At 65.3% G+C, this 24,222-nt stretch carries 23 protein-coding genes; 9 read left to right on the top strand and 14 right to left on the bottom strand.

Going from position 1 to position 24,222, the window contains the following annotated elements; genetic code table 11:
• Positions 1–137: 137 nt before the first annotated feature.
• Positions 138–2,294 carry an esterase-like activity of phytase family protein gene (locus AO684_RS16540; RefSeq protein WP_054303836.1) on the bottom strand — a complete coding sequence of 719 codons (2,157 nt, stop codon included), beginning with the start codon at positions 2,292–2,294 and terminating at the stop codon, positions 138–140.
• Positions 2,295–2,450: 156 nt separating this feature from the next.
• On the opposite strand from AO684_RS16540, the gene AO684_RS16545 reads away from it, so the two are divergent.
• Positions 2,451–2,804, top strand: a complete 354-nt coding sequence (locus AO684_RS16545; protein WP_054303837.1) for a hypothetical protein — start codon at positions 2,451–2,453, stop codon at positions 2,802–2,804.
• A gap of 57 nt (positions 2,805–2,861) precedes the next feature.
• The gene (locus AO684_RS16550) at positions 2,862–3,557 is read left to right on the top strand and encodes a L,D-transpeptidase (protein WP_054303838.1); all 696 of its coding nucleotides are present in this window, start codon (positions 2,862–2,864) and stop codon (positions 3,555–3,557) included.
• Between the two features lie 70 nt (positions 3,558–3,627).
• On the opposite strand, the gene AO684_RS16555 is transcribed toward AO684_RS16550, so the two are convergent.
• Positions 3,628–4,833 (bottom strand): aminopeptidase P family protein, encoded by a 1,206-nt coding sequence (locus AO684_RS16555; protein WP_054303839.1) that lies wholly within the window; start codon positions 4,831–4,833, stop codon positions 3,628–3,630.
• A gap of 248 nt (positions 4,834–5,081) precedes the next feature.
• On the opposite strand from AO684_RS16555, the gene AO684_RS16560 reads away from it, so the two are divergent.
• On the top strand, positions 5,082–6,071 hold the full coding sequence (locus AO684_RS16560) for a P1 family peptidase (protein WP_054303840.1): 990 nt from the start codon (positions 5,082–5,084) through the stop codon (positions 6,069–6,071).
• Positions 6,072–6,138: 67 nt separating this feature from the next.
• On the opposite strand, the gene AO684_RS16565 is transcribed toward AO684_RS16560, so the two are convergent.
• From AO684_RS16565 to pgsA, 3 genes are read right to left on the bottom strand one after another with little or no spacing between them, the layout of a single operon-like run.
• On the bottom strand, positions 6,139–6,579 hold the full coding sequence (locus AO684_RS16565; RefSeq protein ID WP_054303841.1) for a molybdenum cofactor biosynthesis protein MoaE: 441 nt from the start codon (positions 6,577–6,579) through the stop codon (positions 6,139–6,141).
• Position 6,580: 1 nt separating this feature from the next.
• Positions 6,581–6,826: a molybdopterin converting factor subunit 1 gene (gene moaD / locus AO684_RS16570; protein WP_054303941.1), complete on the bottom strand. Its 246-nt coding sequence runs from the start codon at positions 6,824–6,826 to the stop codon at positions 6,581–6,583.
• An 8-nt stretch (positions 6,827–6,834) separates the two neighbouring features.
• Positions 6,835–7,497: a CDP-diacylglycerol--glycerol-3-phosphate 3-phosphatidyltransferase gene (gene pgsA, locus AO684_RS16575; RefSeq protein WP_054303842.1), complete on the bottom strand. Its 663-nt coding sequence runs from the start codon at positions 7,495–7,497 to the stop codon at positions 6,835–6,837.
• A 107-nt stretch (positions 7,498–7,604) separates the two neighbouring features.
• Between pgsA and AO684_RS16580 the strand changes: the two genes are divergently transcribed.
• Entirely contained in the window at positions 7,605–8,840 is a 1,236-nt protein-coding gene (locus AO684_RS16580) for an Hsp70 family protein (RefSeq protein ID WP_054303843.1), read from the top strand.
• Between the two features lie 104 nt (positions 8,841–8,944).
• Here AO684_RS16580 and AO684_RS16585 read toward each other — a convergent pair whose 3' ends face one another.
• The 6 genes from AO684_RS16585 to AO684_RS16610 all read right to left on the bottom strand — a co-directional run bounded on the left by AO684_RS16585 (position 8,945) and on the right by AO684_RS16610 (position 15,819).
• Entirely contained in the window at positions 8,945–9,166 is a 222-nt protein-coding gene (locus AO684_RS16585) for a formate dehydrogenase subunit delta (RefSeq protein ID WP_054303844.1), read from the bottom strand.
• Entirely contained in the window at positions 9,156–9,968 is an 813-nt protein-coding gene (gene fdhD, locus AO684_RS16590; protein WP_369814608.1) for a formate dehydrogenase accessory sulfurtransferase FdhD, read from the bottom strand. The genes AO684_RS16585 and fdhD overlap by 11 nt, the downstream gene beginning before the upstream one ends.
• Positions 9,965–12,844: a formate dehydrogenase subunit alpha gene (gene fdhF / locus AO684_RS16595; protein ID WP_054303846.1), complete on the bottom strand. Its 2,880-nt coding sequence runs from the start codon at positions 12,842–12,844 to the stop codon at positions 9,965–9,967. Before fdhF ends, fdhD begins: the two co-directional genes overlap by 4 nt.
• Entirely contained in the window at positions 12,841–14,370 is a 1,530-nt protein-coding gene (locus tag AO684_RS16600; RefSeq protein ID WP_054303847.1) for an NADH-quinone oxidoreductase subunit NuoF, read from the bottom strand. Before AO684_RS16600 ends, fdhF begins: the two co-directional genes overlap by 4 nt.
• Entirely contained in the window at positions 14,370–14,840 is a 471-nt protein-coding gene (locus AO684_RS16605; RefSeq protein ID WP_054303848.1) for a formate dehydrogenase subunit gamma, read from the bottom strand. The genes AO684_RS16600 and AO684_RS16605 overlap by 1 nt, the downstream gene beginning before the upstream one ends.
• 82 nt (positions 14,841–14,922) lie before the next feature.
• Positions 14,923–15,819, bottom strand: a complete 897-nt coding sequence (locus AO684_RS16610; protein ID WP_054303849.1) for a LysR family transcriptional regulator — start codon at positions 15,817–15,819, stop codon at positions 14,923–14,925.
• A gap of 130 nt (positions 15,820–15,949) precedes the next feature.
• Here AO684_RS16610 and AO684_RS16615 point away from each other — a divergent pair, with 130 nt between their 5' ends.
• From AO684_RS16615 to uvrC, 4 genes are all read left to right on the top strand, one after another.
• Positions 15,950–16,750: a S49 family peptidase gene (locus AO684_RS16615; RefSeq protein ID WP_054303942.1), complete on the top strand. Its 801-nt coding sequence runs from the start codon at positions 15,950–15,952 to the stop codon at positions 16,748–16,750.
• Between the two features lie 184 nt (positions 16,751–16,934).
• Complete coding sequence (locus AO684_RS16620; RefSeq protein ID WP_054303850.1) at positions 16,935–17,864, top strand: calcium/sodium antiporter; 930 nt, start codon at positions 16,935–16,937, stop codon at positions 17,862–17,864.
• On the top strand, positions 17,864–18,640 hold the full coding sequence (locus AO684_RS16625) for an SDR family oxidoreductase (RefSeq protein ID WP_054303851.1): 777 nt from the start codon (positions 17,864–17,866) through the stop codon (positions 18,638–18,640). The genes AO684_RS16620 and AO684_RS16625 overlap by 1 nt, the downstream gene beginning before the upstream one ends.
• A 299-nt stretch (positions 18,641–18,939) precedes the next feature.
• A complete protein-coding gene (gene uvrC, locus AO684_RS16630; RefSeq protein WP_054303852.1) occupies positions 18,940–20,823 on the top strand; it encodes an excinuclease ABC subunit UvrC in 1,884 nt (627 codons plus the stop codon).
• A 9-nt stretch (positions 20,824–20,832) separates the two neighbouring features.
• On the opposite strand, the gene AO684_RS16635 is transcribed toward uvrC, so the two are convergent.
• Complete coding sequence (locus tag AO684_RS16635; RefSeq protein WP_054303853.1) at positions 20,833–21,726, bottom strand: DMT family transporter; 894 nt, start codon at positions 21,724–21,726, stop codon at positions 20,833–20,835.
• A 36-nt stretch (positions 21,727–21,762) separates the two neighbouring features.
• The gene (gene mnmD / locus AO684_RS16640) at positions 21,763–22,443 is read right to left on the bottom strand and encodes a tRNA (5-methylaminomethyl-2-thiouridine)(34)-methyltransferase MnmD (RefSeq protein WP_054303854.1); all 681 of its coding nucleotides are present in this window, start codon (positions 22,441–22,443) and stop codon (positions 21,763–21,765) included.
• A 51-nt stretch (positions 22,444–22,494) separates the two neighbouring features.
• On the opposite strand from mnmD, the gene AO684_RS16645 reads away from it, so the two are divergent.
• A complete protein-coding gene (locus AO684_RS16645) occupies positions 22,495–23,535 on the top strand; it encodes an FAD-binding oxidoreductase (RefSeq protein WP_054303855.1) in 1,041 nt (346 codons plus the stop codon).
• A gap of 81 nt (positions 23,536–23,616) precedes the next feature.
• Here the strand turns inward: AO684_RS16645 and AO684_RS16650 are convergent, their stop codons facing one another.
• Positions 23,617–24,222, bottom strand: coding sequence for a phospholipid-binding protein MlaC (locus AO684_RS16650; RefSeq protein ID WP_054303856.1), 606 nt, complete (start codon positions 24,220–24,222; stop codon positions 23,617–23,619).

Genomic DNA, 24,222 nt, shown 5'->3' on the forward strand with positions numbered 1-24,222 from the left:
GCAGAGATTCTTATTTGGGTGCGACCCTCTGGATCAGCACCGAGCACGCGGCTCAGGTCAAGCCCTCAAAACGGTTCGGCTTCAAAAGAATACCCCCGGCCAAAGGACCGGGGGCAGATTGCGCAACAGTCAGGCGATCAGCGCAGCGCGCCGACGGACCACAGGAAGGTTTCGCCCGAACTGTCGTCCACGCCGTCATTGTCGGTCACCAGCCAGCCGGTGCCGGTAGCGTCGATGGCAAAGCCCTCGACCTTTTCGGCGGTATAGCCATGCCACTGCGCCAGATCGGGTTTGAGATCCCGCACCAGCTCTTTCGTCACCACCGGCAGGTCACTCCCCAGCGGGGCGGGTTGCAGTTGCGCCAGCGGCACGCGGGTCAGGTGTTTCACCTGTGCGGCGTCACCCGTGCCGTTGTCACGCTCGATGAAATAGGCCCAGTCACCGTCGATCTGGATTTCCGAAAGACCCATCCAGCGGCCCTCGGCCGGAGCTTCCAGCGGATAGTGCACGGCCCCCCAGGTCTTTTCCTTCAGATCATAGCCCAGCAGCTTGACCATGCCTTTTGGATCGTCCCCCCACTCGCGCTGCATGGCCAGCCACAGCCGGTCGCCCTGCACGGCAATGCCTTCGGCGCCGAAGCGGGTCTGATGCGCCAGCAACTCGTCCGGCAGCGCGATTTCCTTGTCGATCGCGCCTTCGGCATCGACGTGGTAGATCGCATGCGGCACCAGCTTGTCGGCACGGCCTTCCGAGGCCAGCCAGAAGCCACCTTCGCCATCCGTGGCAATGCCTTCCAGATCCAGCTTCTGCGCCGGATCGCCGTCGCGCGTCACCACCACGGCGCCGGTGATGCGGGCCGGGGTTTGTGTCGCGTCGATGGTGTAGATGGTGGGGGCGGCGCGATAGACGCTGTCCGACACCGCATAAAGCTTGCCGGGGGTCGCCGGATCGGCGGCCAGCGCCGACAACGCACCCCAGCCGATGCCGGTGCCTTCGGCGGTCAGTGTCGGATAGGCGGGGGTACCCTCCGCGCGTTCATAGATCATGACATGGGCGCGCACGCCGCCATCCTCGACCAGATCGACTTCGTTCGCGGTAACGAACAGATTGCGTGAGGGGATTGCAACAGCGCCTTCCGGGCTGATGCCCGAGGGGAGAAGCTGCTTCAGCACCGGCGCGGCCGGATCGGTCAGATCATAGACCCCAACGATGGACGCACGCTCCGACACGACGAAAGCCATGGTCGTGCCGTCAAAGCTCGCGATCTCGATGGATTCGGTTTCGACGCCCTTCTTGTTGCGGTGCTCGGGGTAATGGCCGATGGCAGCAATCGCCTGTTCGAACCGCGCACCATCCTCGTAAACGACCGAGCCATCGCGGTTCCAGATCGTCCAGCCACGCGAACCGCCCTTCCAGTCGCCTTCATTGGCGGTGATCAGGTGGTCATTGTCCAGCCATTTCACCCCGTCGGGTTCGCGCAGAACACCATCCTTCTTGCCCGAGAAATCCAGCTTGCCGTCTTTCTTGGTGTCGATACCCGCCAGATCGACCGCGCCGGCGCTGAAATGGCTGGCCACCTTGCCATCGGCACCAATGATCACGATGTGGTTGTTCTCTTGCAGCGTCACCACGATGTCACCGGCGGCATTCACGTCGATGAATTCAGGTTCCGGGTCTTCCGGAGCGATCCCGGCAAGGCCCGTAACGTCGATCTTCTGCGCATTGGCACAGTCCACCGCGCCATCCTTCAGCGGCAGCTTCACCACATAGCCCGCAGGCATCTGCGGCAGGTCACCGTCATTCAGATCCTCGTCGCGCTCGTTCTCGATGGCCACGGCGACAAAGCTGCCATCCTTGGCGCGCGCCACCGAATCCGGCTGGCCGCCCAGATCGCATTCGGCCACGACCGCTTTCGACGCCAGATCGACCGAGACCAGCTTGCCCGACGGCGCGGTATAGCTTTCCGACGTATTCACGCCGACGAAGGCCATGCCGCCGATCACCTGCGCCGTTGTCGGCTCGCCCCCCATCTCGATATTGCCCATGGGCTTCGGCGCTTTCGGGTCCGCGATGTCAACCAGACCGATCACGCCCAGCGGGCTGTCGGAATAGATCAGGGTCATCCCGTCCTCGGTCGCAGTGATGATTTCCGCGCTGGTCGGACGCGCGTGATCCTCGCCTTCCGCCATATTCTGCGGCGTGGCGAAGCTGGCGATGCGGTTGAACACGGGTTCGGACAGGGCCGGGGTCGCGGCCACCAGCGCAAGGGCCGAGGTGAAGGTCAGAAAACGCATGGGCAATCCTCGATGAGTGATGGCCGACCCATGCGGGCGCCGCGTAACGTGCCCATGACGGCGATATGACGCTTTCACGAAATCCCTGCGCCTGCTCGCGCCGATGTGTTCGGAAGCGGTGTCGACAGGCCCGCGCGGCGTTGCTACCTGTCAGCCATGTCCGCGTTGCGCCCCCTGTTCCTGACGCTGATGGTCCTCATGGTCTTGCCTTGGGGGGCCTATGCTGGTGTGGGCGGGTCCTGGGCGCATCTGCACGGCCATGGCACGGCGGTAACCACCGCGCCCGTGACGCCTGTGATCGAGCGCGCGCGCCACAACTGCCGCACCGCCACTCTGCCCGGCGCCCCCTGCGGCACCGATCTGGCACCGCCTCCGGCCGAGACCGGGCTGGTGGCGCCCGACTGGCGCGGGGCCGTCGCCGCCAGAAGTGCCGCTTGGCACAACAGCCATCCATCACGCCCGCCGGTCCGCCCACCCAGGCTCCTGCTGAAACACCTGCCCCGCGCCTGAGGCGCTTTCGTTTCAGCCTGCATAGGCCCGTTCCAGCCTGCCAAGGATCATTTCGTCATGCTTACCCGTCGTCTGTTCGCCGCCGCCGGTGCTGCGGCCACCCTTTCCGCCTGTGTCAAACCCGCCGTCGCGCCGCCACCGCCCGAGCCGGAGAAACCGGACTGGCCACCGCTGCCCGCCTTTTACGGCGCCATTACGGACGAGCCCTTCCCGGTGCCCGCCGTGCCGGAGGGGATCGTCCCGCCCGAACTCTGGCGTCAGACCGTCGCCAATCCCTTCCCCGGCGACAAGCCCGGCACCATCGTCATCAACCCCTCCGCAGGATTGCTTTATCTGGTCGAATCGTCGGAAAGCGCTCTGCGCTATGGCGCGGGCACCGGCGCCGCCGCTTTCGCCTGGTCGGGCAATGCCCGCTTGCAGTTCGGTCGCAAATGGCCGGTCTGGAAGCCGCCCGCCGCGATGATCGCCCGCAGGCCGGAGCTGGAGCCCTATTCGGTGGCCAATGGCGGCATGCAGCCGGGACCGGACAATCCGCTGGGCGCACGCGCGCTGTATCTGTTCCAGAATGGAGTTGACACGCTTTACCGCATCCATGGCGCCTGCGAACCGAAATACCTTGGCAAGGCCGTATCCTCAGGCTGCATCCGGTTACTGGATCAGGATGTGATCGACCTGTACGAGCGCGCGCCCCATGGCGCGACGGTCCGTGTTCTGCATGCCGAGATGCCTGCCGAGCTTCTGGGCGTGTACTGACGCCTTGCCCGGCCACAGAAAAAGGGCAGCGCCAAAGCGCTGCCCCTGCCCTTCGGTGCGGACGGGTGTTTTACCCCACGACGTTGAAGGCCGGCCCGAACGGGTATTTGGTGATATCCTCGTTGCCATCTTCGGTGATGAAAAGGATGTCATGTTCGCGGTAGCCCCCGGCGCCGGGCTGGCCTTCGGGAATGGTCAGCATCGGCTCCATGCTGATGACCATGCCCGGTTCCAGCACGGTGTCGATATCCTCGCGCAGTTCCAGCCCCGCCTCGCGCCCGTAGTAATGCGACAGCACGCCGAAGCTGTGACCATAGCCGAAGGTCCGGTATTGCAGCAGCTGGCGCTCCTCGAAGAAGGCATTGATCTTCGCCGTCACCTCTGAGCAGGAGGCACCAGGTTTCAGCAGGCTCATGCCATATTCATGGGCGGCCACATTCGCCTCCCAGATCTTCAGGCTGGCGGCATCCACTTCGCCCATGAACATCGTCCGTTCCAGCGCGGTGTAATAGCCCGAGATCATCGGGAAGGTGTTGAGGCTCAGAATATCGCCCCGCCGCAACTGCCTTGCCGTCACCGGGTTATGCGCCCCGTCGGTATTGATGCCCGACTGGAACCAGACCCAGGTGTCACGGTATTCGGCATCGGGAAAGCGGCGCGCGATTTCCAGCTCCATCGCGTCGCGGCCCGCCATGGCCACGTCGATCTCGCGCGCGCCTTCCTTCACTGCCTCGCGGATGGCAAAGCCACCCACATCTGCCACCGCCGCGCCATTGCGGATGATCTCCAGCTCTGCCGCCGATTTCATCAGGCGCTGGCGCATGGTGGCAGGGGCGATGTCGACCAGCTTCGACGGCGACAGGAAGGACCGGAGCTTTTCGGATTGCACCAGCGTCAGGTGATCGCCCTCATAGCCGATTACACGGCCCGGCCCGGAAACCGACAGGATCGCGCGCCAGTAATTGTCACGCTGCCAGTCGGTATAGGTGATGTTGTCGCCATGGCTTCGCCGCCAGGGCTGGCTCGCGTCGATGCCCGCGCTGATCGTCACGCTTTCGCTGGCGGTGACAACCAGACCGTAGGGCCGCCCGAACGAACAATACAGGAAACCCGAGTAATAGGCGATATTGTGCATCGAGGTGAAGACGCAGGCGTCCACCCCCTCGGCTTGCATGATCCGGCGCAGCCCCGCCAGCCGCGCGTCATATTCCGACGCGGCGAAGGGAAGCACGCGGTCCCCCTGGTGGAAGCGATACATTTGCGGACGTTCCGTCATGTCAGACCTCGTTCATGGGGTCCGGCATATGTGCGGCGAGACCCCGAAAGGTCCCGGCGTACAGGACTGAGGCAGGTTGCCCTGCAAGCGACGGGGCTAGTGGCCCCTGTGGCGACGCCATCGCCACGGCTCGGATCGAACCTTGCCCCAAACCGGATCATCCCGCAAGCCCGACCGCAAGCCCCGGCTTTCGGCTTGCCCACCGCGACAAAGCGGGCAAGTCTGCGCTGACAGGCAGGGAGAAGGCGATGCGACAGGGGCCACGCAATGCGATCACCGATGTGGCAGGGCTGCACGTCGGCCACGCACAGGATGCACGCCTGCGCTCAGGGGTCACCGTACTGCTGGGCACTGCGCCCTTCACAGCCGCCGTCAGCGTGATGGGCGGCGCGCCCGGCACGCGCGAGACCGACCTTCTCGCCCCCGACCGGCTGGTGCAGCAGGTGGATGCGATCACGCTTTCGGGCGGTTCGGCCTTCGGTCTGGATGCGGCCTCGGGCGTGGCCGAGGGCCTGCGCGCGATGGGCCGCGGCTTTGCCGTCGGCGATCAGCGGGTGCCCATCGTACCCGGCGCTATCCTGTTCGACCTGCTGAACGGTGGCGACAAGACCTGGGTCCGGAACCCCTATGGCGCGCTTGGCCAAGCGGCTCTGGCCGCAGCGGGGCCGGAGGTCGCACTTGGCACCGTCGGGGCGGGTTATGGCGCGGCGACCGGCAGCCTGAAAGGCGGGCTTGGCACCGCCAGCGCTGTGCTGGACAGCGGCATCACCGTCGGCGCGCTGGTCGCGGTCAATGCGCTGGGGGCGGCCACCATCGGCGACGGCCCGCAGTTCTGGGCCTCCCCGTGGGAAATAGACGCCGAATTCGGGGGCCTTGGCCTGCCCTCCAGCTTTCCGCCTCCAGACGATCCGCTGCCGATGAAACGGCAGGGCGAGGCCACGACAATCGCCATCGTCGCCACCGACGCGCGGCTGACCCAGGCCGAAGCACAGCGCATGGCCGTCGCCGCCCATGACGGTATGGCCCGCGCGCTGGTGCCCTCGCATACGCTTCTGGACGGCGATCTGGTCTTTGCCGCTGCCACCGGCACGCGCGATATGGCGGCCCCCCTGCGTGACCTCTATCAGATCGGCCACGCCGCCGCCTGCTGCCTCGCCCGTGCCATCGCGCGCGGCATCTACAGCGCCCGCCCCGAACCTAGTGATCTGCAACCCTGCTGGCAAACGCTTTACGGCTGAGCCTTCCGCGGCAGCCGCCTCCAAGGGGGTTCGATGCCCCCGAGGAGGCGCCCCCATTGTCGAAGACCTACCAGCGCCGCAGCGCCGCCTCATCCTCGTCCTTCGCCGCGACCCACGCCGCGCCGTCAGCGCCAATTTCCTTCTTCCAGAACGGCGCGCGGGATTTCAGATAGTCCATCAGGAACTCCGCTGCCGCGAAAGCATCCGCCCGATGGGCAGAGGCGGTCGCTACCATCATGATCGGCGCATTGGCCTCCAGCCGCCCATGGCGATGAATCACCAGCGCATCGGCCAAGACCCAGCGACGCGACGCCTCCTCGACCATGGCGGCGATGGCGCGCTCGGTCATGCCAGGATAATGCTCGATCTCCATCGCCGCCAGTCTGCCGCCATTGTCACGCACAATGCCGGTGAAGGTGACCACCGCCCCCGCCCCCGTCAGGCCAGCGGTAAAGGCGTTGGCTTCCGCTCCGGCATCGAATGCGGTCTCCTGCACAGAAACCCGCATCTCAGCCCCCCGTCATCGGCGGGAAAAAGGCAACCTCGCGCACCCCTTCCAGCGAGGCACCGAAATCGGCAAGCTCCTGATCCAGCGCCACCCGCAGGCTCGTCAGATCGGCGAAGGCCAGCGCGTAACGCTCTTCCCGCGCCGCAAGCTCGGCCACCAGCCCCGCCACCGTTGCCGCATCGGTTTCAACCCGCTCGCGCGGCAGGCCGATCCGTTCACGCACCCAGGCGAAATACAGCACGTCGATCCGTTGCATCACTTGTCCCGCAGATAGGGCAGGGATTTGCGGAAGTAATCCCAGCCGGTCACAAGGGTCAGCATGGCTGCCACCCAGATCAGCACCAGCCCCACATTGGTGGCATAGGCCGCGCAATCGCGCCCGCCGCAGGTGCGGATCGCGTCAGCCGTGCCCGCCTCAACCGCCAGCGCATATTGCTCGGGTGTCATGCCGCGCAGCGCGATACCCTCAAGATACTCCAGCCCGGTGCCAAGGAACAGCACCGCAATCGCCACCATCTGCGCCGTGGTCTTCCACTTCGCCAGCTTCGTCACCCGCAGCAACCCGGCCTTGTGCCCCAGATATTCCCGCAGGCCAGAGACAAAGACCTCGCGGAACAGGATCGCCGTCGCGGGCAGGATCAGCCAGGGGTTCATGCCGGAATAGCCGGTGATCACCATGATCGCGATGACCACCATCGCCTTGTCGGCGATCGGGTCCAGCATGGCACCGAATTTCGATTCCTGTTTCCACAGCCGCGCCAGATAACCATCGAACCAGTCGGTGATGGCCGCGCCGATGAACAGGGTGAGCGCGAACCAGTCGGCCCATGGCCGCTGGAAATACAGGAACATCACCGCAACACCGGGTGCGGCCAGCAGGCGCAGAAGCGTGAGGACATTCGGGATGTTCCAGGTCATGGCGCAAGTCGTAGCCGAAGCCCCGCGCGCATGGAAGGGGGTGCGGCCTTTACAGCCCGCCGCGCGACGTATAGGCAAGCCGCTTTCCGAAAGAACAGGAGGCGCGGATGCGGCATTGCGGGATCGACTTCGGCACTTCGAACTCCACCCTCGGCCTCGCTGACGGGTCCGGCGCAAGGCTCCTGCCGCTGGAGGGGGCCAGCCCCACCCTTCCCTCTGCCGTCTTCTGGGCCGAAGACGGCCCGCCGCAATTCGGCCAGGCCGCCATCGCCGCCTATCTGGAGCATGAGGAAGGCCGCCTGATGCGGGCGCTGAAATCCACGCTCGGTTCCGGGCTGATCCACGAACGCACCCGCGTCGGCAACCGCACCGTCGCCTTCCGCGAGGTGCTGGGCCGCTTCCTCGCCCATCTGGCCTCCCGCCTGCCCGACGGGCCCGAGGCCGTGGTCATGGGCCGTCCCGTGCATTTCGTCGACGACGATCCGGCGCTGGACGCCCAGGCTGAGGCCACATTGGGCGAGATCGCCCGCGATCTGGGCTTCCGCGAGGTCTCGTTCCAGTTCGAACCCATCGCCGCCGCCCGCGAACACGAAAGCCGCTGCACGACCGAGGAACTGGTGCTGATCTTCGACATCGGCGGCGGCACCTCGGACGTCTCGCTGGTCCGCGTCGGCCCGGACCGCGCCCGCCGCGCCGACCGCGCGGATGACATTCTTGGCAATGACGGTATCCGCCTCGGCGGCACTGATTTTGACCGCATGCTGAGCCTCGCCGAGGCCCTGCCCCATCTGGGCTTCGGGGCCGCGACCAAGGGCGGCGCCGGCACCATGCCCCGGCATTATTTCCTCGACCTCGCCACCTGGCACCGGATCAACCAGCTTTATTCCCGCAGCACCATGACCGACCTCAAGGCCCTGCGGCACGAGATCGACAACCCCGAGCTTATCGACCGGCTGATCCGCCTGATTGAGGGCCGTCAGGGCCACGCGCTTGCGATGGAAGTCGAGCGGGTCAAAATCGCACTCAGCGACACCGAGGCGGAGCGCCTGCTGCTCCGCCCGCTGTGCGGTGCGCCCAATCCGGTGGTGCGGCGCGAGGCTTTCGAACAGACGCTCGCCCCTGCTCTCACCCGTTTGCGTGACCTGATCACCCGCGTACTGGCGCAAGGCGGCGTCACCCCGGCAGATGTCGGCACGGTCTTCGTGACCGGCGGCTCCAGCCGCCTGCCGCTCCTGCGCCGCCTCGTGCAGGATATGCTGCCGCAAGCGCAACTCCACAGCGGTGACGACTTCGGCGCCGTCGGGCTTGGCCTCGCACTGGAAGCGCGGCACCGCTACACCTGATCCGCATTTACCCTGGCAAGAATATCCCCGCCGGAGGCAGGCCGTCCGCGCACCGCGCGGACGGGACAAGAAGGCTTGCGCCACAGGCGCTCCGCCTGAAAGGCTCAGGCGGCGGCGGGGCGCCGGATCTGCGTGGCGGCTTCCAGCACCAAAGGGCGGAAACCGTCACCACCGTTGTCCAGCAGTTCGAACAGCTGCCGCCGCATCCGGGGTTCCCAGAAATCGTTGATGTGATTGGCAAGGCCCGTCACCCCCTCGGCATGGGGCTTGCTTTCCATGAAGCGGGCGATCTGGTTGGCCATGGTGATCAGTTTGTCATGCGACATGGGCGGCCTCTTGCAGCGTGATGCGTTGCGGGTGGGTGAAACATTCAAAACCGTCGGGCCGGGCCAGCGCGACGAGGGTCAGGCCCGCTGCCTCGGCCATGGCCACGGCAGCAGCAGTCGGAGCCGAAACGGCGATCAGCAGTGGAAAGCCTGCGGCACAGGCTTTCTGCACCATATCGACCGAGGTGCGGCAGGTCAGGATCAGGGCACCCTGCCCCGCCGGCCGCCGGCCGGCCAGCGCGCCGATCAGCTTGTCCAGCGCATTGTGCCGTCCGACATCCTCGCGCGCAAGGACGATGCCGCCTTCCGCCCAGAAGGCCGCGCCATGGGCGGCGCGGGTGATGTCATGCAGCGGCTGATGCGCCTCGAGCGCGGCAATCGCTTCCATCACCTGTTCCGGCGTCATGGCGAAATCGCTGGCAGGCACCGGGCGAGGCACGCGAACCGCCTCTTCAAGGCTGTCGATGCCGCACAACCCGCAGCCCACCGGCCCGGCCATGGTCCGGCGCCGCTTTGCCTGCCGGTCCGCTGCCGCCTGCGTCAGCCAGATCTGCAAATCAATCCCGCGCGGGGTTTCCACCGGCTCGATGCTTTCGAGCTCGTCGAGGCTGGCGATCCCTTCGGTCAGGGTGAAGCCACGGGCGAAATCTTCCAGATCGGCGGGTGTCGCCATCATGACGGCATGGGTCGATCCGTTATAGCTCAGCGCAACCGCCACCTCCGACGGCAGCTCACGGCTGCCGTCGCGCACCGCGCCCGCCCGGAAGGCAAGGCGCGGAAGGGGGCGGTGGCTGTGCATCACTCGGCCGCCGCGATCCGGCGGGCAAGCGTGGCCTGCGCCTGATACTCCTCCTGCCACTCGGACGGGCCGTTGGAGGGCATGATCTGCACCGCCGTCACCTTGTATTCCGGGCAATTGGTCGCCCAGTCCGAGAAATCGGTGGTAACGACGTTCGCCTGCGTTTCCGGGTGGTGGAAGGTGGTATAGACCACGCCGGGCGACACGCGATCAGTGATCTCGGCCTTCAGCGTCGTCTCGCCCGAGCGGCTGGCCAGCCGCACCCAGTCACCGTCGCGGATGCCACGGGTCTCGGCGTCATGCGGGTGGATCTCCAGAATATCCTGATCGTGCCAGACGGTATTATGCGTGCGCCGGGTCTGGGCGCCCACGTTGTACTGGCTGAGGATACGGCCGGTGGTCAGCAGCAGCGGGAAGCGCGGGCCGGTCTTTTCATCCGTCGCCACATATTCGGTGCGGATGAACTTACCCTTGCCGCGCACGAAGCCGTCGATATGCATCAGCGGCGTACCTTCCGGCGCCTTCTCGTTGCACGGCCACTGAACCGAGCCCATCTCCTCCAGCTTGTCATAGGTCACACCCGCGAAGCTGGGCGTGGTCATGGCGATTTCTTCCATGATCTGCGACGGATGGGTGTAGGTCCAGCCAGCCCCCATGGCATTGGCGAACATCTGGGTCACTTCCCAGTCGGCATAGCCCTGTTTCGGCGCCATCACCTTGCGCACCATGTTGATGCGACGTTCGGCATTGGTGAAGGTGCCGTCTTTTTCGAGGAAGGACGAACCGGGGAAGAACACATGGGCGTAGTTCGCGGTTTCGTTCAGGAACAGGTCATGGACGATCACGCATTCCATCGCCGCAAGACCCGCCGCCACATGCTTGGTGTCGGGGTCGGATTGCAGGATATCCTCGCCCTGGCAGTAGAGGCCCTTGAAGCTGCCATCCACCGCCGCATCCAGCATGTTCGGGATGCGCAGGCCCGGCTCCGGGTCGATTTCCACGCCCCAGGCCTTTTCGAAGATCGCGCGCACTTCGGGCAGCTTCACATGGCGGTAGCCCGGCAGTTCATGCGGGAACGACCCCATGTCGCAGGAACCCTGCACGTTGTTCTGGCCGCGCAGCGGGTTCACGCCCACACCGCGCCGACCGATATTGCCGGTCAGCATGGCGAGGTTGGCGATACCGATGACGGTGGTCGAACCCTGGCTGTGTTCAGTCACGCCGAGGCCATAGTAGATCGCCGCATTGCCGCCGGTGGCATACAGCCGCGCGGCACCGCGCACTTCGGCCGCCGGAACCCCGGTCAGCAGTTCCACCGCCTCGGGCGAATGTTTCGGATCCGCGACGAACTCCATGTAATCCTGGAACTCATCCCAGTCGCAGCGGGTGCGGATGAACTCTTCGTTGTAAAGCTTCTCGGTCACGATCACATGCGCCAGAGCGGTGACGATGGCGACGTTGGTGCCAGGCTTCAGCGCAAGGTGATGCGCCGCGCGGTAATGTGCGCCTTCCGCCATCTCGGTGCGGCGCGGATCGACGAGGATCAGCTTCGCCCCCTGCCGCAGCCGCTTTTTCAGGCGGCTGGCAAAGACCGGGTGGGCCGAGGCCGGGTTGGCGCCGATGACCAGCGCCACATCGCATTCCTCGACCGAGTCGAAGTCCTGCGTGCCAGCCGAGGTGCCATAGGTCTGGCCAAGGCCATAGCCGGTGGGCGAATGGCAGACGCGGGCGCAGGTGTCGGTGTTGTTGTTGCGGAACACCGCGCGGGTCAGTTTCTGCACGAGGAAGGTTTCCTCGTTGGTGCAGCGGCTGGAGGTGATCACGCCGACCGACTGGCGGCCGTATTTTTCCTGAATGGCCTTCATCCGGGTGGCTGCGAATTCCATCGCCTCCGCCCAGGACACTTCACGCCACGGATCGTTGATCGTGTCGCGGATCATCGGGTTCAGGATGCGGTCCTGGTGGGTGGCATAGCCATAGGCGAAGCGGCCCTTGACGCAGCTATGGCCGCGATTGGCCTTGCCGTGCTTGTAAGGCACCATGCGCACCAGCTCGTCGCCGCGCATTTCCGCCTTAAAGGAACAGCCGACACCGCAATAGGCGCAGGTCGTGATGATGCTGCGATCCGGGGTGCCGATGTCGATGACCGATTTCTCGGTCAGCGTCGCGGTCGGGCAGGCCTGCACGCAGGCGCCGCAGCTCACGCAATCCGAGGACAGGAAGGTGTCGTCCTTCAGACCGGCATGCACGCGGCTGTCCCAGCCCCGGCCCGAGATCGTCAGCGCGAAAGTGCCCTGCACTTCCTCACAGGCGCGGACACAGCGGTTGCACACGATGCATTTGCTGGGGTCGTAGCTGAAATAGGGGTTGCTGTCGTCCTTCGGCAGCCATTGCGGATTGGCCTCGCCGCTGGTGTTCTTGGTGCGGAAATGGGTGTCCACCGCATCATAGCGCACATCGCGCAGGCCGACGGCGCCCGCCATGTCCTGCAATTCGCAATCGCCATTGGCGGCGCAGGTCAGGCAGTCCAGCGGGTGATCCGAGATGTAAAGTTCCATCACGCCACGGCGAAGCTGTTTCAGCTTGCCGGTCTGGGTATGAACCTTGATGCCCGCCGCCACCGGCGTGGTGCAGGACGCCGGGGTGCCGTTGCGGCCCTCGATCTCCACCAGACACAGGCGGCACGACCCGAAAGCGTCGATGCTGTCGGTCGCGCAGAGCTTGGGCACCGAAATGCCGATCTCGGCTGCGGCGCGCATGATCGACGTGCCTTCCGGCACCGTCACCTCGAACCCGTCGATCGACAGGGTCACCATGGTTTTCGATTTCGAGGCAGGCGTGCCGAAATCGCGGTCATCGGGGATGATGAAGTCTTTCATTCGGCGGCCTCCTTGTGGGTCGCGGTGAAATCATCGGGGAAATGGGTGAGAGCGGACATGACCGGATAGGGCGTGAAGCCGCCCAACGCGCACAGCGAGCCGGATTTCATCGTCTCGCACAGGTCGGTCAGCAGCGGGATGCCCGAGGCATCGCCCCGGCCGATCCGGTCCAGCGTTTCTACGCCACGCACGGCGCCGATACGACAGGGAGTGCATTTGCCGCAGCTTTCGATGGCGCAGAACTCCATCGCGAAACGCGCCATTTTCAGCATGTCCACCGTATCGTCGGCGATGGTCAGACCGGCATGGCCGATCAGGCCGCCCTTCGCCGCGAAATCCTCGTAGGTGAAGGGGGTGTCGAACAGTTCACGCGGGAACCATGCGCCCAGTGGGCCGCCGACCTGCACCGCCTTGACCGGGCGACCGCTGGCGGTGCCGCCACCGATGTCATCGACGATCTCGCTCAGCGACAGGCCGAAGGCGGTTTCGAACAGGCCGCCGAACCTGACATTCCCGGCGATTTGCAGCGCCATGGTGCCATGCGAACGGCCCATGCCGAAATTCTTGTAGAAGGCCGCGCCGCGATCCATGATCACCGGCACCGAGGCCAGCGAGATCACGTTGTTCACCACCGTCGGACGGGCCATGAAGCCCTCAAGCGCCGGTAGCGGCGGCTTGGCCCGCACCACGCCGCGCTTGCCTTCAAGGCTGTTCAGCAGGCTGGTTTCCTCGCCACAGACATAGGCGCCCGCGCCGACACGCACTTCCATGTCAAAGGCCCGGCCGGAGCCAAGGACCGAGGTGCCCAGCACACCCGCCGCCCGCGCGACCTCAATCGCCTTCTGCATCTGTGATACGGCATCGGGATATTCGGACCGGGTGTAGACATACCCTTTGGTCGCGCCGACCGCGAGACCGGCAATCGCCATGCCCTCGATCAGGGTGAAGGGGTCGCCTTCCATCAGCATGCGGTCGGCAAACGTGGCGCTGTCACCCTCGTCGGCATTGCAGACGATGTATTTCTGCGGCGCTTGCGCGTCATGCACCGTCTTCCACTTGATGCCGGTCGGGAAACCGGCGCCGCCCCGGCCGCGCAGACCCGAGTCGGTCACTTCCTGCACGATGGCCGCAGGCTCCATCGTGATGGCACGCCGCAGGCCCTTCAGGCCGTGGTGCAGTTCATAATCCTTCAGGCTCAGCGGATCGACGACGCCAACGCGGGCAAAGGTCAGCCGGGTCTGCCGCTTCATCCACGGCAGTTCATCGGTCAGGCCCAGCGCCTTGGGATGCGCCTCGATGTCACCGAACAGTGCAGCCACATCCGCCACCGACATCGGGCCAAAACCCATGCGGCCATATTCGGTGACCACCTCGACCAACGGCTCCAGCCAGATCATGCCGCGCGAGCCGTTGCGAACAACCGTCACCTCGACGCCGCGCGCGGCGGCTTCGGTCACGACGGCGCGCGCCACATCATCGGCACCCAGCGCCTTGGCGGCCGCATCTCCGGGAACGTAAATCTTCATCAGCGCAGCTCCTCTGCCAGGGCATCGAGGCGCGCCTCGTCCAGACGACCCACCAGACGGCCATCGACCATCGCCGCCGGGGCGCAGGCACAGAGACCCAGACAGAATACAGGTTCCAGCGTCACGGCGCCATCCTTTGTCGTCTCATGCCATTCGATCCCGAAGCGGCGTTGCGCATGCTCGGCCATCCGGTCGGCGCCCATCGACTGACAGGCCTCGGCCCGGCAGAGCTTCAGCACATGGCGCCCGGCAGGCTTTTCGCGGAAGTCGTGATAGAAGCTCATCACACCATGCACCTCGGCCCGGCTGAGCGTCAGGTGCTGTGCGATCACCGGCAGCGCAGCCTGCGGCACATGGCCGAAGCTTTCCTGAATGGCATGAAGGATCGGCAGCAGCGGCCCTTCCATTCCGTTATGTTCTGCGAGGATCTCGTTGACCCGCGACAGGACGGCGGATTCGTCAAGGGGCATAGCTGACCTCCGGTTGGCTTGACGCCAAAATCCGGCAAAACGATAGACGGATCAATCGTGAAATACCGTTGTTCGATAGATATTATCTATCAATCCTGCCGGTACCCATCCGCCGCGCACTGTCGATCAGCGCGGCGATCAGGGGCGTGGGCGGATCACGATGCGCCGCGATGAGGCCCACCAGATGCTCAGCCTCCGGCGCGACGATGGGAATGGCCTGCAACTGCCCCGACCGCGCAAACAGATCGGCCAGCTTCTTGGGCAGGACCGAGGCCCAGTTGCCGCTCATCACATGGGTCAGCAGCGTGATGGTCGAGTTCGATTCGATGGTCGGCGCCGCCGTCACCCCGGCCTCGGCCAGATGCAGGTTGACGATGCGCCGGTTCTGCATGTCCGAGGTCAGCAGGCACAGCGGCAGACCGGCAAGCTCGGCCCAGGTCACGCGGTCGCGGCCCGCCAGTTCGGTGCCGGGCGCGCAGAGCAGACGGTAGAACTCGGAATACAGCGGCACCTGGGTCACACGGCCCAGCGGCTCATTATCCAGATAGGTGATACCCGCATCCAGATCGAGCCGCTCGATCCCGGTCAGGATCTCGACACTGGTGCGGGAAAGGATGGTAACGCGCACATTCGGATGCCGTTTGGTGAAAGGCGTCGTCAGATCGGCGACCATCGACAGCGCGGTCGGGATGACCCCGATACGCAGATTGCCCGCCAGACCGGACCGGACCGACCGCATCTCCTCGCGCAGCGCCCGTGCGTCACCCACGATCCGCCGCGCGCGGTCCAGCACCCGCTGGCCCTCGGGCGTCAACCCCTGAAAGCGCGAGCCGCGATAGACAAGCTGCACCCCCAGATGATCCTCAAGCTGCTTGATGGCCGAGGAAAGCGTCGGCTGCGTCACACCGCAGACCTCGGCCGCGCGACCAAAATGGCCCTCGTTGGCCAGAGCGATGAACATTTCCAGCTTGTCGATCATGCCGACTTGTTGCCGAACCGACGGGCCGGGCGCAAATCTTTTCCAAAAGATTTGCAAATTTCTTGCAGAAGAAATTTGCCCGCGCCGCGGAAGCCTTGCCGCATCGGACCGGGCCGCCTACATGCGGGACATGATGTTGCGCTTGCCCTTTACCCAGAAACCGCCGGTCGTTCCGGTAATCCGCCTGCAAGGCGCCATTGGCGCGGGCAGCCGGTTCTCGCCCGGCCTCTCCGATGCCACGCTGGCGCCGCTGATCGAGCGCGCCTTTCGCCTGAAGCCCGCTGCCGTGGCGCTGGCCATCAATTCGCCCGGCGGATCGGCGGTACAATCGAGCCTGATCGCCGCCCGCATCCGGCGGCTGGCTGCCGAAAAGGGTGTGCATGTCCACGCCTTCGTCGAGGATGTGGCGGCTTCGGGCGGCTACTGGCTGGCCTGCGCGGCGGATGAGATCTGGGTGGATGACAGCTCCATCCTCGGTTCCATCGGCGTGATCTTCGCGGGTTTCGGCTTTCCCGACTTCCTGTCCCGCCACGGGATCGAGCGGCGCGTTGTCACCGCCGGCACTTCGAAATCGCTGGCCGATCCGTTCCAGCCCTCGAAGCCCGAGGATGTGGCGCGGCTCCGCGCCCTGCAAGAGCCGATCCATCAGGCTTTCATCACCCATGTGAAGGCGCGGCGCGGTCCCCGGCTCGCCGGGGGCGCCGATCTGTTCAACGCCGATGTCTGGGTCGGGCAGCAGGCGGTCGATCTGGGGCTGGCCGATGGCGTGGCGCATCTGGTGCCGAAGATGAAGGCGCTTTACGGCGACAAGGTGCGGCTTGTGCCGCTGGGCCAGAAACGCGGGTTGATTTCGCGGCTGACCGGCCGCGCCGCCGCCGCCGCGCTGGCCGAGGTGGAGGACCGTGCCGCTTTCGCCCGGTTCGGGCTCTGACATGCTGGTAAAGGTCGTCACCCTCTTCCTGCTCGGCATGGCCGCCATGGCCATGGTGTTCAAGCATCTCAACAGCCGCAAACGACAGACAAAAACCGGAACCTGCCCGCGCTGCGGCAGGCACAGGATTGGCAATGGCCCCTGCCCCTGCGGCGCGGCGCAGAAAAAGGTGTAAACTTTGGGAATGGATCTGCTTTATGTGGCCGGCGGGCTGGTGCTTCTGGTGCTGGGCGGCGACGGGCTGGTGAAAGGCGCGGTGGCGCTGGCCTTGCGGCTGGGGATTCCGGCGCTGATCGTCGGCCTGACCGTGGTCGCCTTCGGCACCTCCGCCCCCGAACTGCTGGTGTCCGTTCAGGCGGCCCTGAAAGGCCAGGCGGGGATCGCGCTTGGCAATGTGGTCGGGTCGAACATCGCCAATATCCTGCTGATCCTCGGCCTTCCCGCCCTGATCGCCACCATCCACACCAGCAAGATCGACACGCGGCGCGGCTATCTGGTGATGCTCGGCACGGCGGTGCTGTTCGTCATCCTCAGCCAGTTCGGCCCGATCACCTGGTGGCACGGGCTGATCCTGCTGACCGCTCTGGCCCTGTCGATCTGGGATAACATCCGTCAGGCCCGCGCACATCGCGATGCTCAGCCCGATGACCTGCCGGCCGGGGATCACATGCCGGTCTGGAAAATCGCCGCCTTCATCCTTGGCGGGCTGATCGGGCTGGGCTTCGGCGCTTCCTTCCTTGTGGAGGGCGCCACCAATATCGCCCGCGCGCTGGGAGTTTCCGAAACCGTCATCGGGCTGACCCTTGTCGCCATCGGCACGTCACTGCCCGAGCTGGTGACAAGTGTGATGGCCGCGTTCCGGGGGCAGGCAGATGTGGCCATCGGCAATGTGATCGGGTCCAACACTTTCAACATTCTGGCCATTCTGGGCATCACCGCCGTGATCGCACCGATGGAGGTGCCCGCCCAGCTTCTGAGCTTCGACAACTGGGTGATGCTGGGCGTTTCGCTGCTGCTGGTGCCTTTCGTATTCTTCAGGCTGGATATCGGTAAGCTGGCCGGGGTCGGGCTGGCGGGCGGCTATATCGCCTACACCCTTGCGCTGGTGTCCTGATGCGGGCGCTGGTCACGGGGGCAGGCAAGCGGCTGGGTCAGGCCATGGCGCTGTATCTGGCCGGGCGCGGCTATGATGTTGCGGTGCATTACGCGGGCAGCGCCGATGGCGCGGCCGAGACTGTGCAGCGGATCGAGGCCATGGGCCGCCGCGCCGTGGCCCTGCAAGCCGATCTGCTGGATGAAGCCCAGACCGAAACGCTGGTAGGCCGCGCGGTAGAAGGCTTGGGCGGGCCTTTGACCATATTGGTCAACAATGCCTCGATCTTCGAATATGACACGTTGGCCAGCGCCAGCCGCACAAGCTGGGACCGGCATCTGGAAAGCAACCTGCGCGCGCCGTTCGTTCTGACGCAGCAGTTTGCCGCGCAGGCGCCCGACGCCGCGCTGGACCCCGCCGGGGAGCCGCTGGCCACCGGCCTCATCGTCAACATGATCGACCAGCGCGTCCGCAAGCTGACCCCGGAGTTCATGAGCTATACGCTGGCGAAATCCGCGCTCTGGACGCTGACCCAGACTGCCGCACAGGCGCTTGCCCCACGCATCCGGGTCAATGCCATCGGCCCCGGCCCGACCATGCAGGGCGCGCGGCAGAGCCTTGACCACTTCACCCGGCAACGGGCCAACACGGTGCTGGGGCGCGGCTCCAACCCCGCTGACATCACCGCAGCGCTGGGTTTTCTGCTGGATGCGCCTGCGGTCACGGGGCAGTTGATCTGCGTCGACGGGGGTCAGCATCTGGGCTGGAAAACCCCCGATATTCTGGGGGTTGAGTGACCTAACGGCAGGTCGCTGCGGCGACTTGTCCACTTTTCACAATCCGTTTACACGCGCGTCAAGAAAACCCTGATTTATCAGTTATTTGCCAAGCGTTTAATTTTAAATCCAGCAATATCAAATGGTTAAAATATCGCCTATTTTTTAAGCAACTCAAGGAACCCGCCTGAATACAAGGGAAAATCGCGGGTCGGGGGATTTTCTCCGCAAAGTTATCCACAGAAACTGGGGACAGCTTTCCCCTTGCCCTCAGGTCGCTATCATTGCAGCGAGGGACCGGGAATCGGCATATCCGAAAGATGGGGTTTTCCGTGCAGGACGACAGGCAAACCGCGCCGGTGAAAACCGGGCATGAGGTCATTCAGGACCAACTGAAAACGCTCGACGGCTCGCCCGGCGTCTACCGGATGCTGAACGCCCAGAACGAGGTTCTGTATGTCGGCAAGGCCCGCAACCTGCGGGCGCGGGTGTCGAACTATGCGCGGCCCTCCGGGCATTCGGGACGGATCGCGCGGATGATTTCGGAAACCGCCTCGATGATGTTCCTGACAACGCGGACCGAGGTCGAGGCGCTGCTGCTGGAACAGAACCTCATCAAGCAGCTGAAGCCGCGCTACAATGTGCTGATGCGGGATGACAAGTCATTTCCGAACATTCTGATCCCGACCGACCACCCGTTCCCGATGATCCGCAAGCATCGCGGCAAACGCAGCGACAAGGGCCGCTATTTCGGCCCGTTCGCCAGCGCGGGCGCGGTGAACCGCACGCTGAACCAGTTGCAGCGCGTGTTCCTGCTGCGCACCTGCTCGGATGTAATGTTCTCGGGCCGGACCCGACCCTGCCTGCTTTACCAGATCAAACGCTGTGCAGGCCCCTGTGTGGGGCGGATCAGCGAGGCGGATTATGCCGCGCTGATCGACGATGCGACGCGGTTTCTGGATGGCAAATCCACCACGGTTCAGGCCGATCTGGCCAAGGCCATGGCCGAGGCATCGGAAGCGATGGAATTCGAGCGCGCCGCGGCGCTGCGCGACCGCATCAAGGCACTGACCGCCGTGCAGTCGACACAAGGCATCAACCCGCGCGGCGTGGCCGAGGCGGATGTGGTCGCCCTGCACCTTGAGGGCGGGCAGGCCTGCGTTCAGGTGTTCTTCATCCGGGGGAACCAAAGCTGGGGCAACAAGGATTTCTATCCGAAAACCGGCGCGGGCGCCGAAGAGCCGGAAATTCTGGAGGCCTTCCTCAGCCAGTTCTACGACGACAAGGAGCCGCCGCGGCTGATCCTGCTCAGCCATGGGGTCGAAAACCCCGATCTGGTAACGCAGCTTCTGTCAGACCGTGCGGGCCGCAAGGTGGAGCTTGCAGTGCCGCTCAGGGGGGAAAAGGCGGAGCTGGTCGAAAACGCCCATCGCAACGCCCGCGAAAGCCTGGCCCGGCGCATGGCGGAAAGCACGACGCAGAACCGGCTCTTGCAAGGGCTGGCCGAGGCGTTTGACCTTGAGGCCCCGCCGAAGCGGATCGAGGTCTACGACAACTCGCATATCCAGGGCGCCCATGCGGTCGGCGGCATGATCGTGGCCGGGCCCGAGGGTTTCCTGAAGAGCCAGTATCGCAAGTTCAACATCAAGGGCGAAGCAGGCGCGCAGGGCGACGATTTCGGCATGATGAAAGAGGTGCTGACCCGCCGCTTCGAACGCCTTCTGAAGGAAGACCCCGAGCGCAAGACCGACGCCTGGCCCGACCTTCTGCTGATCGACGGCGGCGCGGGGCAGGTTTCGGCGGTGGCAGAGATCATGGCCGAACTGGGCATCGACGACCTGCCCTTCATCGGCGTCGCCAAGGGCATCGACCGTGACCACGGCAAGGAGGAGTTCCACCGCCCCGGCGAGCAACCCTTTGCCCTGCGAATGAATGACCCGGTGCTGTATTTCATCCAGCGCCTGCGCGACGAGGCGCACCGCTGGGCCATCGGTGCCCACCGGGCCAAACGCGCCAAGGCCACCACCTCGACCCCGCTGGACGAGGTGCCGGGCGTCGGCGCCACCCGCAAACGCGCGCTTCTGGCGCATTTTGGCAGCGCCAAAGCCGTGACCCGCGCGGCGGTAGAGGATCTGACCGCCGTGCCCGGCATTTCGGAGGCCCTCGCACAGCAGATCCACGACTTCTTTCACGAAAAGGGCTGAGCGGCGTGCTCAGCCCGCCTGTTTTGACACCGCCCGCGCGCGCAACAGGGTGAACAGCGCCGCCGCGATCACCAGCGCCGCACCGACCACCACATTACGCCGCAACTCCTCGTCAAACACGGTCAGGCCCAGAATCGCGATGAACACCAGTTGCAGCAGGGCAAAGGGCTGGATATCGCTGGCCTCGGCCACCTCATAGGCCTTGATCATCATGAAATGCGCCCCTGCCCCGGTCAGGCACAGAAGGCCCATCCATCCCCAGTCCGCCGGAGCCATCGGCTGCCAGAACCAGAGGCCCAGCGGCGTGATCAGCACGGCTGCCACGATGCCTGTCCACAGGAAGCTGGTGCCCGCGCTGTCGCCCCGCGCCACATAGCGTGTCAGAAGCCCGTAAAGCGCGAACATGAAGGCAGAGAGCAGCGGCACCAGCGCCCAGGGGCTAAACACCGCCACGCCGGGCTCCAGAATGATCAGCACGCCGATGAACCCCACCCCGATCGCCGTCCAGCGGCGCCAGCCGACGCTTTCACCCAGAATCGGACCTGACAATGCTGCCACCAGCAGTGGATAGCAGACAAAAACCGCATGGGTGGCGATCAGCCCCAGCTTGATGAAGGCGACGACCATGATGCAGACCTCGGCCACCAGCAGCGTGCCCCGCAGCGCCTGAAGCCACGGGTGGCGCGACCGCAACTGCCCGCCGATACCGCCGGGCCACCGCGAGGACAGCGCCAGCGCGAAGGCCGCGAAGAACCAGAAGCGGATCATCACCACCATCCAGACGTTGTATTGCCCGGCCAGATGGGTGGAAATCCCGTCCTGAAGCGCAAAGACAAACGAGGTGGCCGACATGAGCAGGATGCCAAGCCGGGTATTTTGATGCGCGCGATAGGCGGCGGCCATCGGATGATCCTTTTCCCAGGGGAAGGTGACGTGGCCTCAGACCCGCCAGCCTGCGGTCATATGCCGCTTACGGCCATGCCCCGGCTGCCGCTCTACCTGAAACCCCGCCGCCTGCAAGGCCCTGCGGACATGTCCCGCGGCCGTATAGGTGGCAAAGCTGCCATGCGGTTTTGTATGGTCCGCTACTGCCTGCATCAGATCGTCAGACCACAGCTCAGGATTCTTCGCAGGGGAGAAGCCGTCAAGAAACCACGCATCCGCCGCGCCGGTCCATGCGGGCAGGGTCTGCCGCGCATCGCCGGTCACGATCTCGGCCCGGAGCCCCGGCAGGTCCAGCACCCTTTGCCCCGCAGCCCATTGATCCAGAAACGGCCCCGCCACCGCCCGCGCCTCGGGGAAATGCGCCAGCGCGCGGGCGATGTCGGCGGCCTCCATCGGAAAGGCCTCGAAACTGGTGAAGTGCAGGACGCCAGGCCTGCCCATCGCGGCCCAGAGGATCTGCACCGCCAGCAGGTTCAGCCCGGTGCCGAAGCCCAGTTCCGCAATGTGGAACCCGTCACACAACCGCGCTTCCAGCCGGTTGCCGTGCAGGAACACATGCCGCGTCTCGGCCAGCCCGTCGTTCAGGCTGAAATACGGGTCATCGAACCGGGTCGAAACGGGGATCACCCCGTCGCGCCAGTCAAGGGTCGGGGCCTCGGGGCTCTGGTCCGGCATGGCGGTTTGTCCTATGGCAGATCGGCGCGACACTGCGGAAAGGAGCGGCGAATGACAAGCTGCGATGTTACGGTGCGGGGCGGCGGCATATTCGGCCTCGCCTGTGCCTGGGAAATGGCCCGGCGCGGCGCGAAGGTCCGGCTTATCGAGGGGACGCGCATCGGCGCGGGCGCTTCAGGCGGGCTGGTCGGCGCGCTCAGCCCGCATATGCCCGACCAGTGGAACGCCAAGAAACAGTTCCAACTGGAAAGCCTGCTGATGGCGGAAAGCTTCTGGTCCGGGGTTGCGGAAGCCTCCGGCCTGCCGACCGGCTATGGCCGTGCCGGGCGGCTGCAAGCCCTGCCCGATGCCCGCGCGGTCGAGACGGCGCGGGCGCGCGAAGCAACCGCGGCAGACCTCTGGCAAGGCCGCGCCACATGGCAGGTGATCCGCGCCACCGGCGCGGCCTGGGAACCCGCCAGCCCCACGGGCCTTCTGATCCACGACACACTCTCGGCCCGCCTGCACCCGCGTATGGCCGCCGCCGCACTCGCCGCCGCGGTCACAGCAAAAGGCGGCGAGATCCACATCGGCGAAGCCCCGGAACAGGGCATCGTCCTGCACGCGACCGGGGTGGCAGGCCTGACAGAGCTCGGCGCGGCCCTTGGCAAGCCCGTCGGCGGCGCAGTGAAGGGGCAGGCGCTGAGCCTCCGCCACCCCGCCCCCGATGCGCCACAGATCTATGCCAGCGGTCTGCATATCATCCCGCATGCGGACGGCACGGTTGCCATCGGCTCCACTTCGGAAAACAGCTTCGACGATCCTGCAACCACCGACACGCAGCTTGACGCGCTCCATGCCCGCGCCCTCGCCGCCCTGCCCTGCCTCACGGAGGCCCCGGTGCTGGAACGCTGGGCTGGTCTGCGCCCCCGCGCCCGCTCCCGCGCGCCCATGCTTGGCCGCTGGCCCGGCCGTCCCGGCCATTTCATCGCCAATGGCGGCTTCAAGATCGGTTTCGGCATGGCCCCAAAGGTCGCCACCACCATGGCCGACCTGCTGCTCGACAGCCGCGACCACATCCCCGAGGGCTTCCGCGTCGAAGACAGCCTCTGACATACGAAAAGAGGAGCCACCGGCCCCCCTTTGCTTCTTGCAAAATACTCAACTTCCGGGGCCATCCACCCCGCGCAGGCGTCAGGCCGCTTGCAGATCGCCGATCAGCCCGTCGATATCGCCCTTGCGCTTTTTCAGCATGGCGCCGATTTCCTCACGCTCGGAGGCAAGCATGTTCACACCCTCGATGATGATGTTGAAGAACAGATCCTTGCCGGATTTGTTCGACACATGCCAGCGCAGGTCAAACGGCGCCTCACCGCGCAGACGCGCAACCGAAATGACCTCGAAATAGCTTTTCAGCGGTTTCGCATCGACCACTTCAATGGTGCCCCCGATGAACTCGCGGAAGCGGCGGCCATATTTGCGGCCGATATAGCCCTGATAGGCGCGGGTGAAGGCCTTCATCTGGGCCGGGCTGGCCGACCGCGCGGCCGGGCCAAGTGCCGAACGGGCAATGGCATTCACATCGGCGTAACGGGCGAAGATCGCCTCGAAATCCTTGAACATCGCGGCTTCGGGCTTGCCCGAGTTGATCACCTTGTTCACATCGGCAATCGCCCGGTCGATCAGCGCCCGCGCCGAGTTGAGATCCAGCGCCAGCGCGGCTCCGGGCACGGCGACCAGTGCGGCACCTGCCAGTGCGGTGGCGGCAAAGGCGCGGCGGTTCAGAACGGGATGAGCCAT

It is taken from the genome of Gemmobacter sp. LW-1 (genome assembly GCF_001303875.1).
Classification (GTDB): Bacteria; Pseudomonadota; Alphaproteobacteria; order Rhodobacterales; family Rhodobacteraceae; genus Gemmobacter; species Gemmobacter caeni.

Excerpts from the sequence above, each read along its gene's own strand:
- AO684_RS16540 (WP_054303836.1), bottom strand. The coding sequence starts at position 2,294 with ATGCGTTTTCTGACCTTCACCTCGGCCCTTGCGCTGGTGGCCGCGACC.
- AO684_RS16545 (WP_054303837.1), top strand. The coding sequence starts at position 2,451 with ATGTCCGCGTTGCGCCCCCTGTTCCTGACGCTGATGGTCCTCATGGTC.
- AO684_RS16550 (WP_054303838.1), top strand. The coding sequence starts at position 2,862 with ATGCTTACCCGTCGTCTGTTCGCCGCCGCCGGTGCTGCGGCCACCCTT.
- AO684_RS16555 (WP_054303839.1), bottom strand. The coding sequence starts at position 4,833 with ATGACGGAACGTCCGCAAATGTATCGCTTCCACCAGGGGGACCGCGTG.
- AO684_RS16560 (WP_054303840.1), top strand. The coding sequence starts at position 5,082 with ATGCGACAGGGGCCACGCAATGCGATCACCGATGTGGCAGGGCTGCAC.
- AO684_RS16565 (WP_054303841.1), bottom strand. The coding sequence starts at position 6,579 with ATGCGGGTTTCTGTGCAGGAGACCGCATTCGATGCCGGAGCGGAAGCC.
- pgsA (WP_054303842.1), bottom strand. The coding sequence starts at position 7,497 with ATGACCTGGAACATCCCGAATGTCCTCACGCTTCTGCGCCTGCTGGCC.
- AO684_RS16580 (WP_054303843.1), top strand. The coding sequence starts at position 7,605 with ATGCGGCATTGCGGGATCGACTTCGGCACTTCGAACTCCACCCTCGGC.
- AO684_RS16585 (WP_054303844.1), bottom strand. The coding sequence starts at position 9,166 with ATGTCGCATGACAAACTGATCACCATGGCCAACCAGATCGCCCGCTTC.
- fdhF (WP_054303846.1), bottom strand. The coding sequence starts at position 12,844 with ATGAAAGACTTCATCATCCCCGATGACCGCGATTTCGGCACGCCTGCC.
- AO684_RS16600 (WP_054303847.1), bottom strand. The coding sequence starts at position 14,370 with ATGAAGATTTACGTTCCCGGAGATGCGGCCGCCAAGGCGCTGGGTGCC.
- AO684_RS16605 (WP_054303848.1), bottom strand. The coding sequence starts at position 14,840 with ATGCCCCTTGACGAATCCGCCGTCCTGTCGCGGGTCAACGAGATCCTC.
- AO684_RS16610 (WP_054303849.1), bottom strand. The coding sequence starts at position 15,819 with ATGATCGACAAGCTGGAAATGTTCATCGCTCTGGCCAACGAGGGCCAT.
- AO684_RS16615 (WP_054303942.1), top strand. The coding sequence starts at position 15,950 with ATGATGTTGCGCTTGCCCTTTACCCAGAAACCGCCGGTCGTTCCGGTA.
- AO684_RS16620 (WP_054303850.1), top strand. The coding sequence starts at position 16,935 with ATGGATCTGCTTTATGTGGCCGGCGGGCTGGTGCTTCTGGTGCTGGGC.
- AO684_RS16625 (WP_054303851.1), top strand. The coding sequence starts at position 17,864 with ATGCGGGCGCTGGTCACGGGGGCAGGCAAGCGGCTGGGTCAGGCCATG.
- uvrC (WP_054303852.1), top strand. The coding sequence starts at position 18,940 with ATGGGGTTTTCCGTGCAGGACGACAGGCAAACCGCGCCGGTGAAAACC.
- AO684_RS16635 (WP_054303853.1), bottom strand. The coding sequence starts at position 21,726 with ATGGCCGCCGCCTATCGCGCGCATCAAAATACCCGGCTTGGCATCCTG.
- mnmD (WP_054303854.1), bottom strand. The coding sequence starts at position 22,443 with ATGCCGGACCAGAGCCCCGAGGCCCCGACCCTTGACTGGCGCGACGGG.
- AO684_RS16645 (WP_054303855.1), top strand. The coding sequence starts at position 22,495 with ATGACAAGCTGCGATGTTACGGTGCGGGGCGGCGGCATATTCGGCCTC.
- AO684_RS16650 (WP_054303856.1), bottom strand. The coding sequence starts at position 24,222 with ATGGCTCATCCCGTTCTGAACCGCCGCGCCTTTGCCGCCACCGCACTG.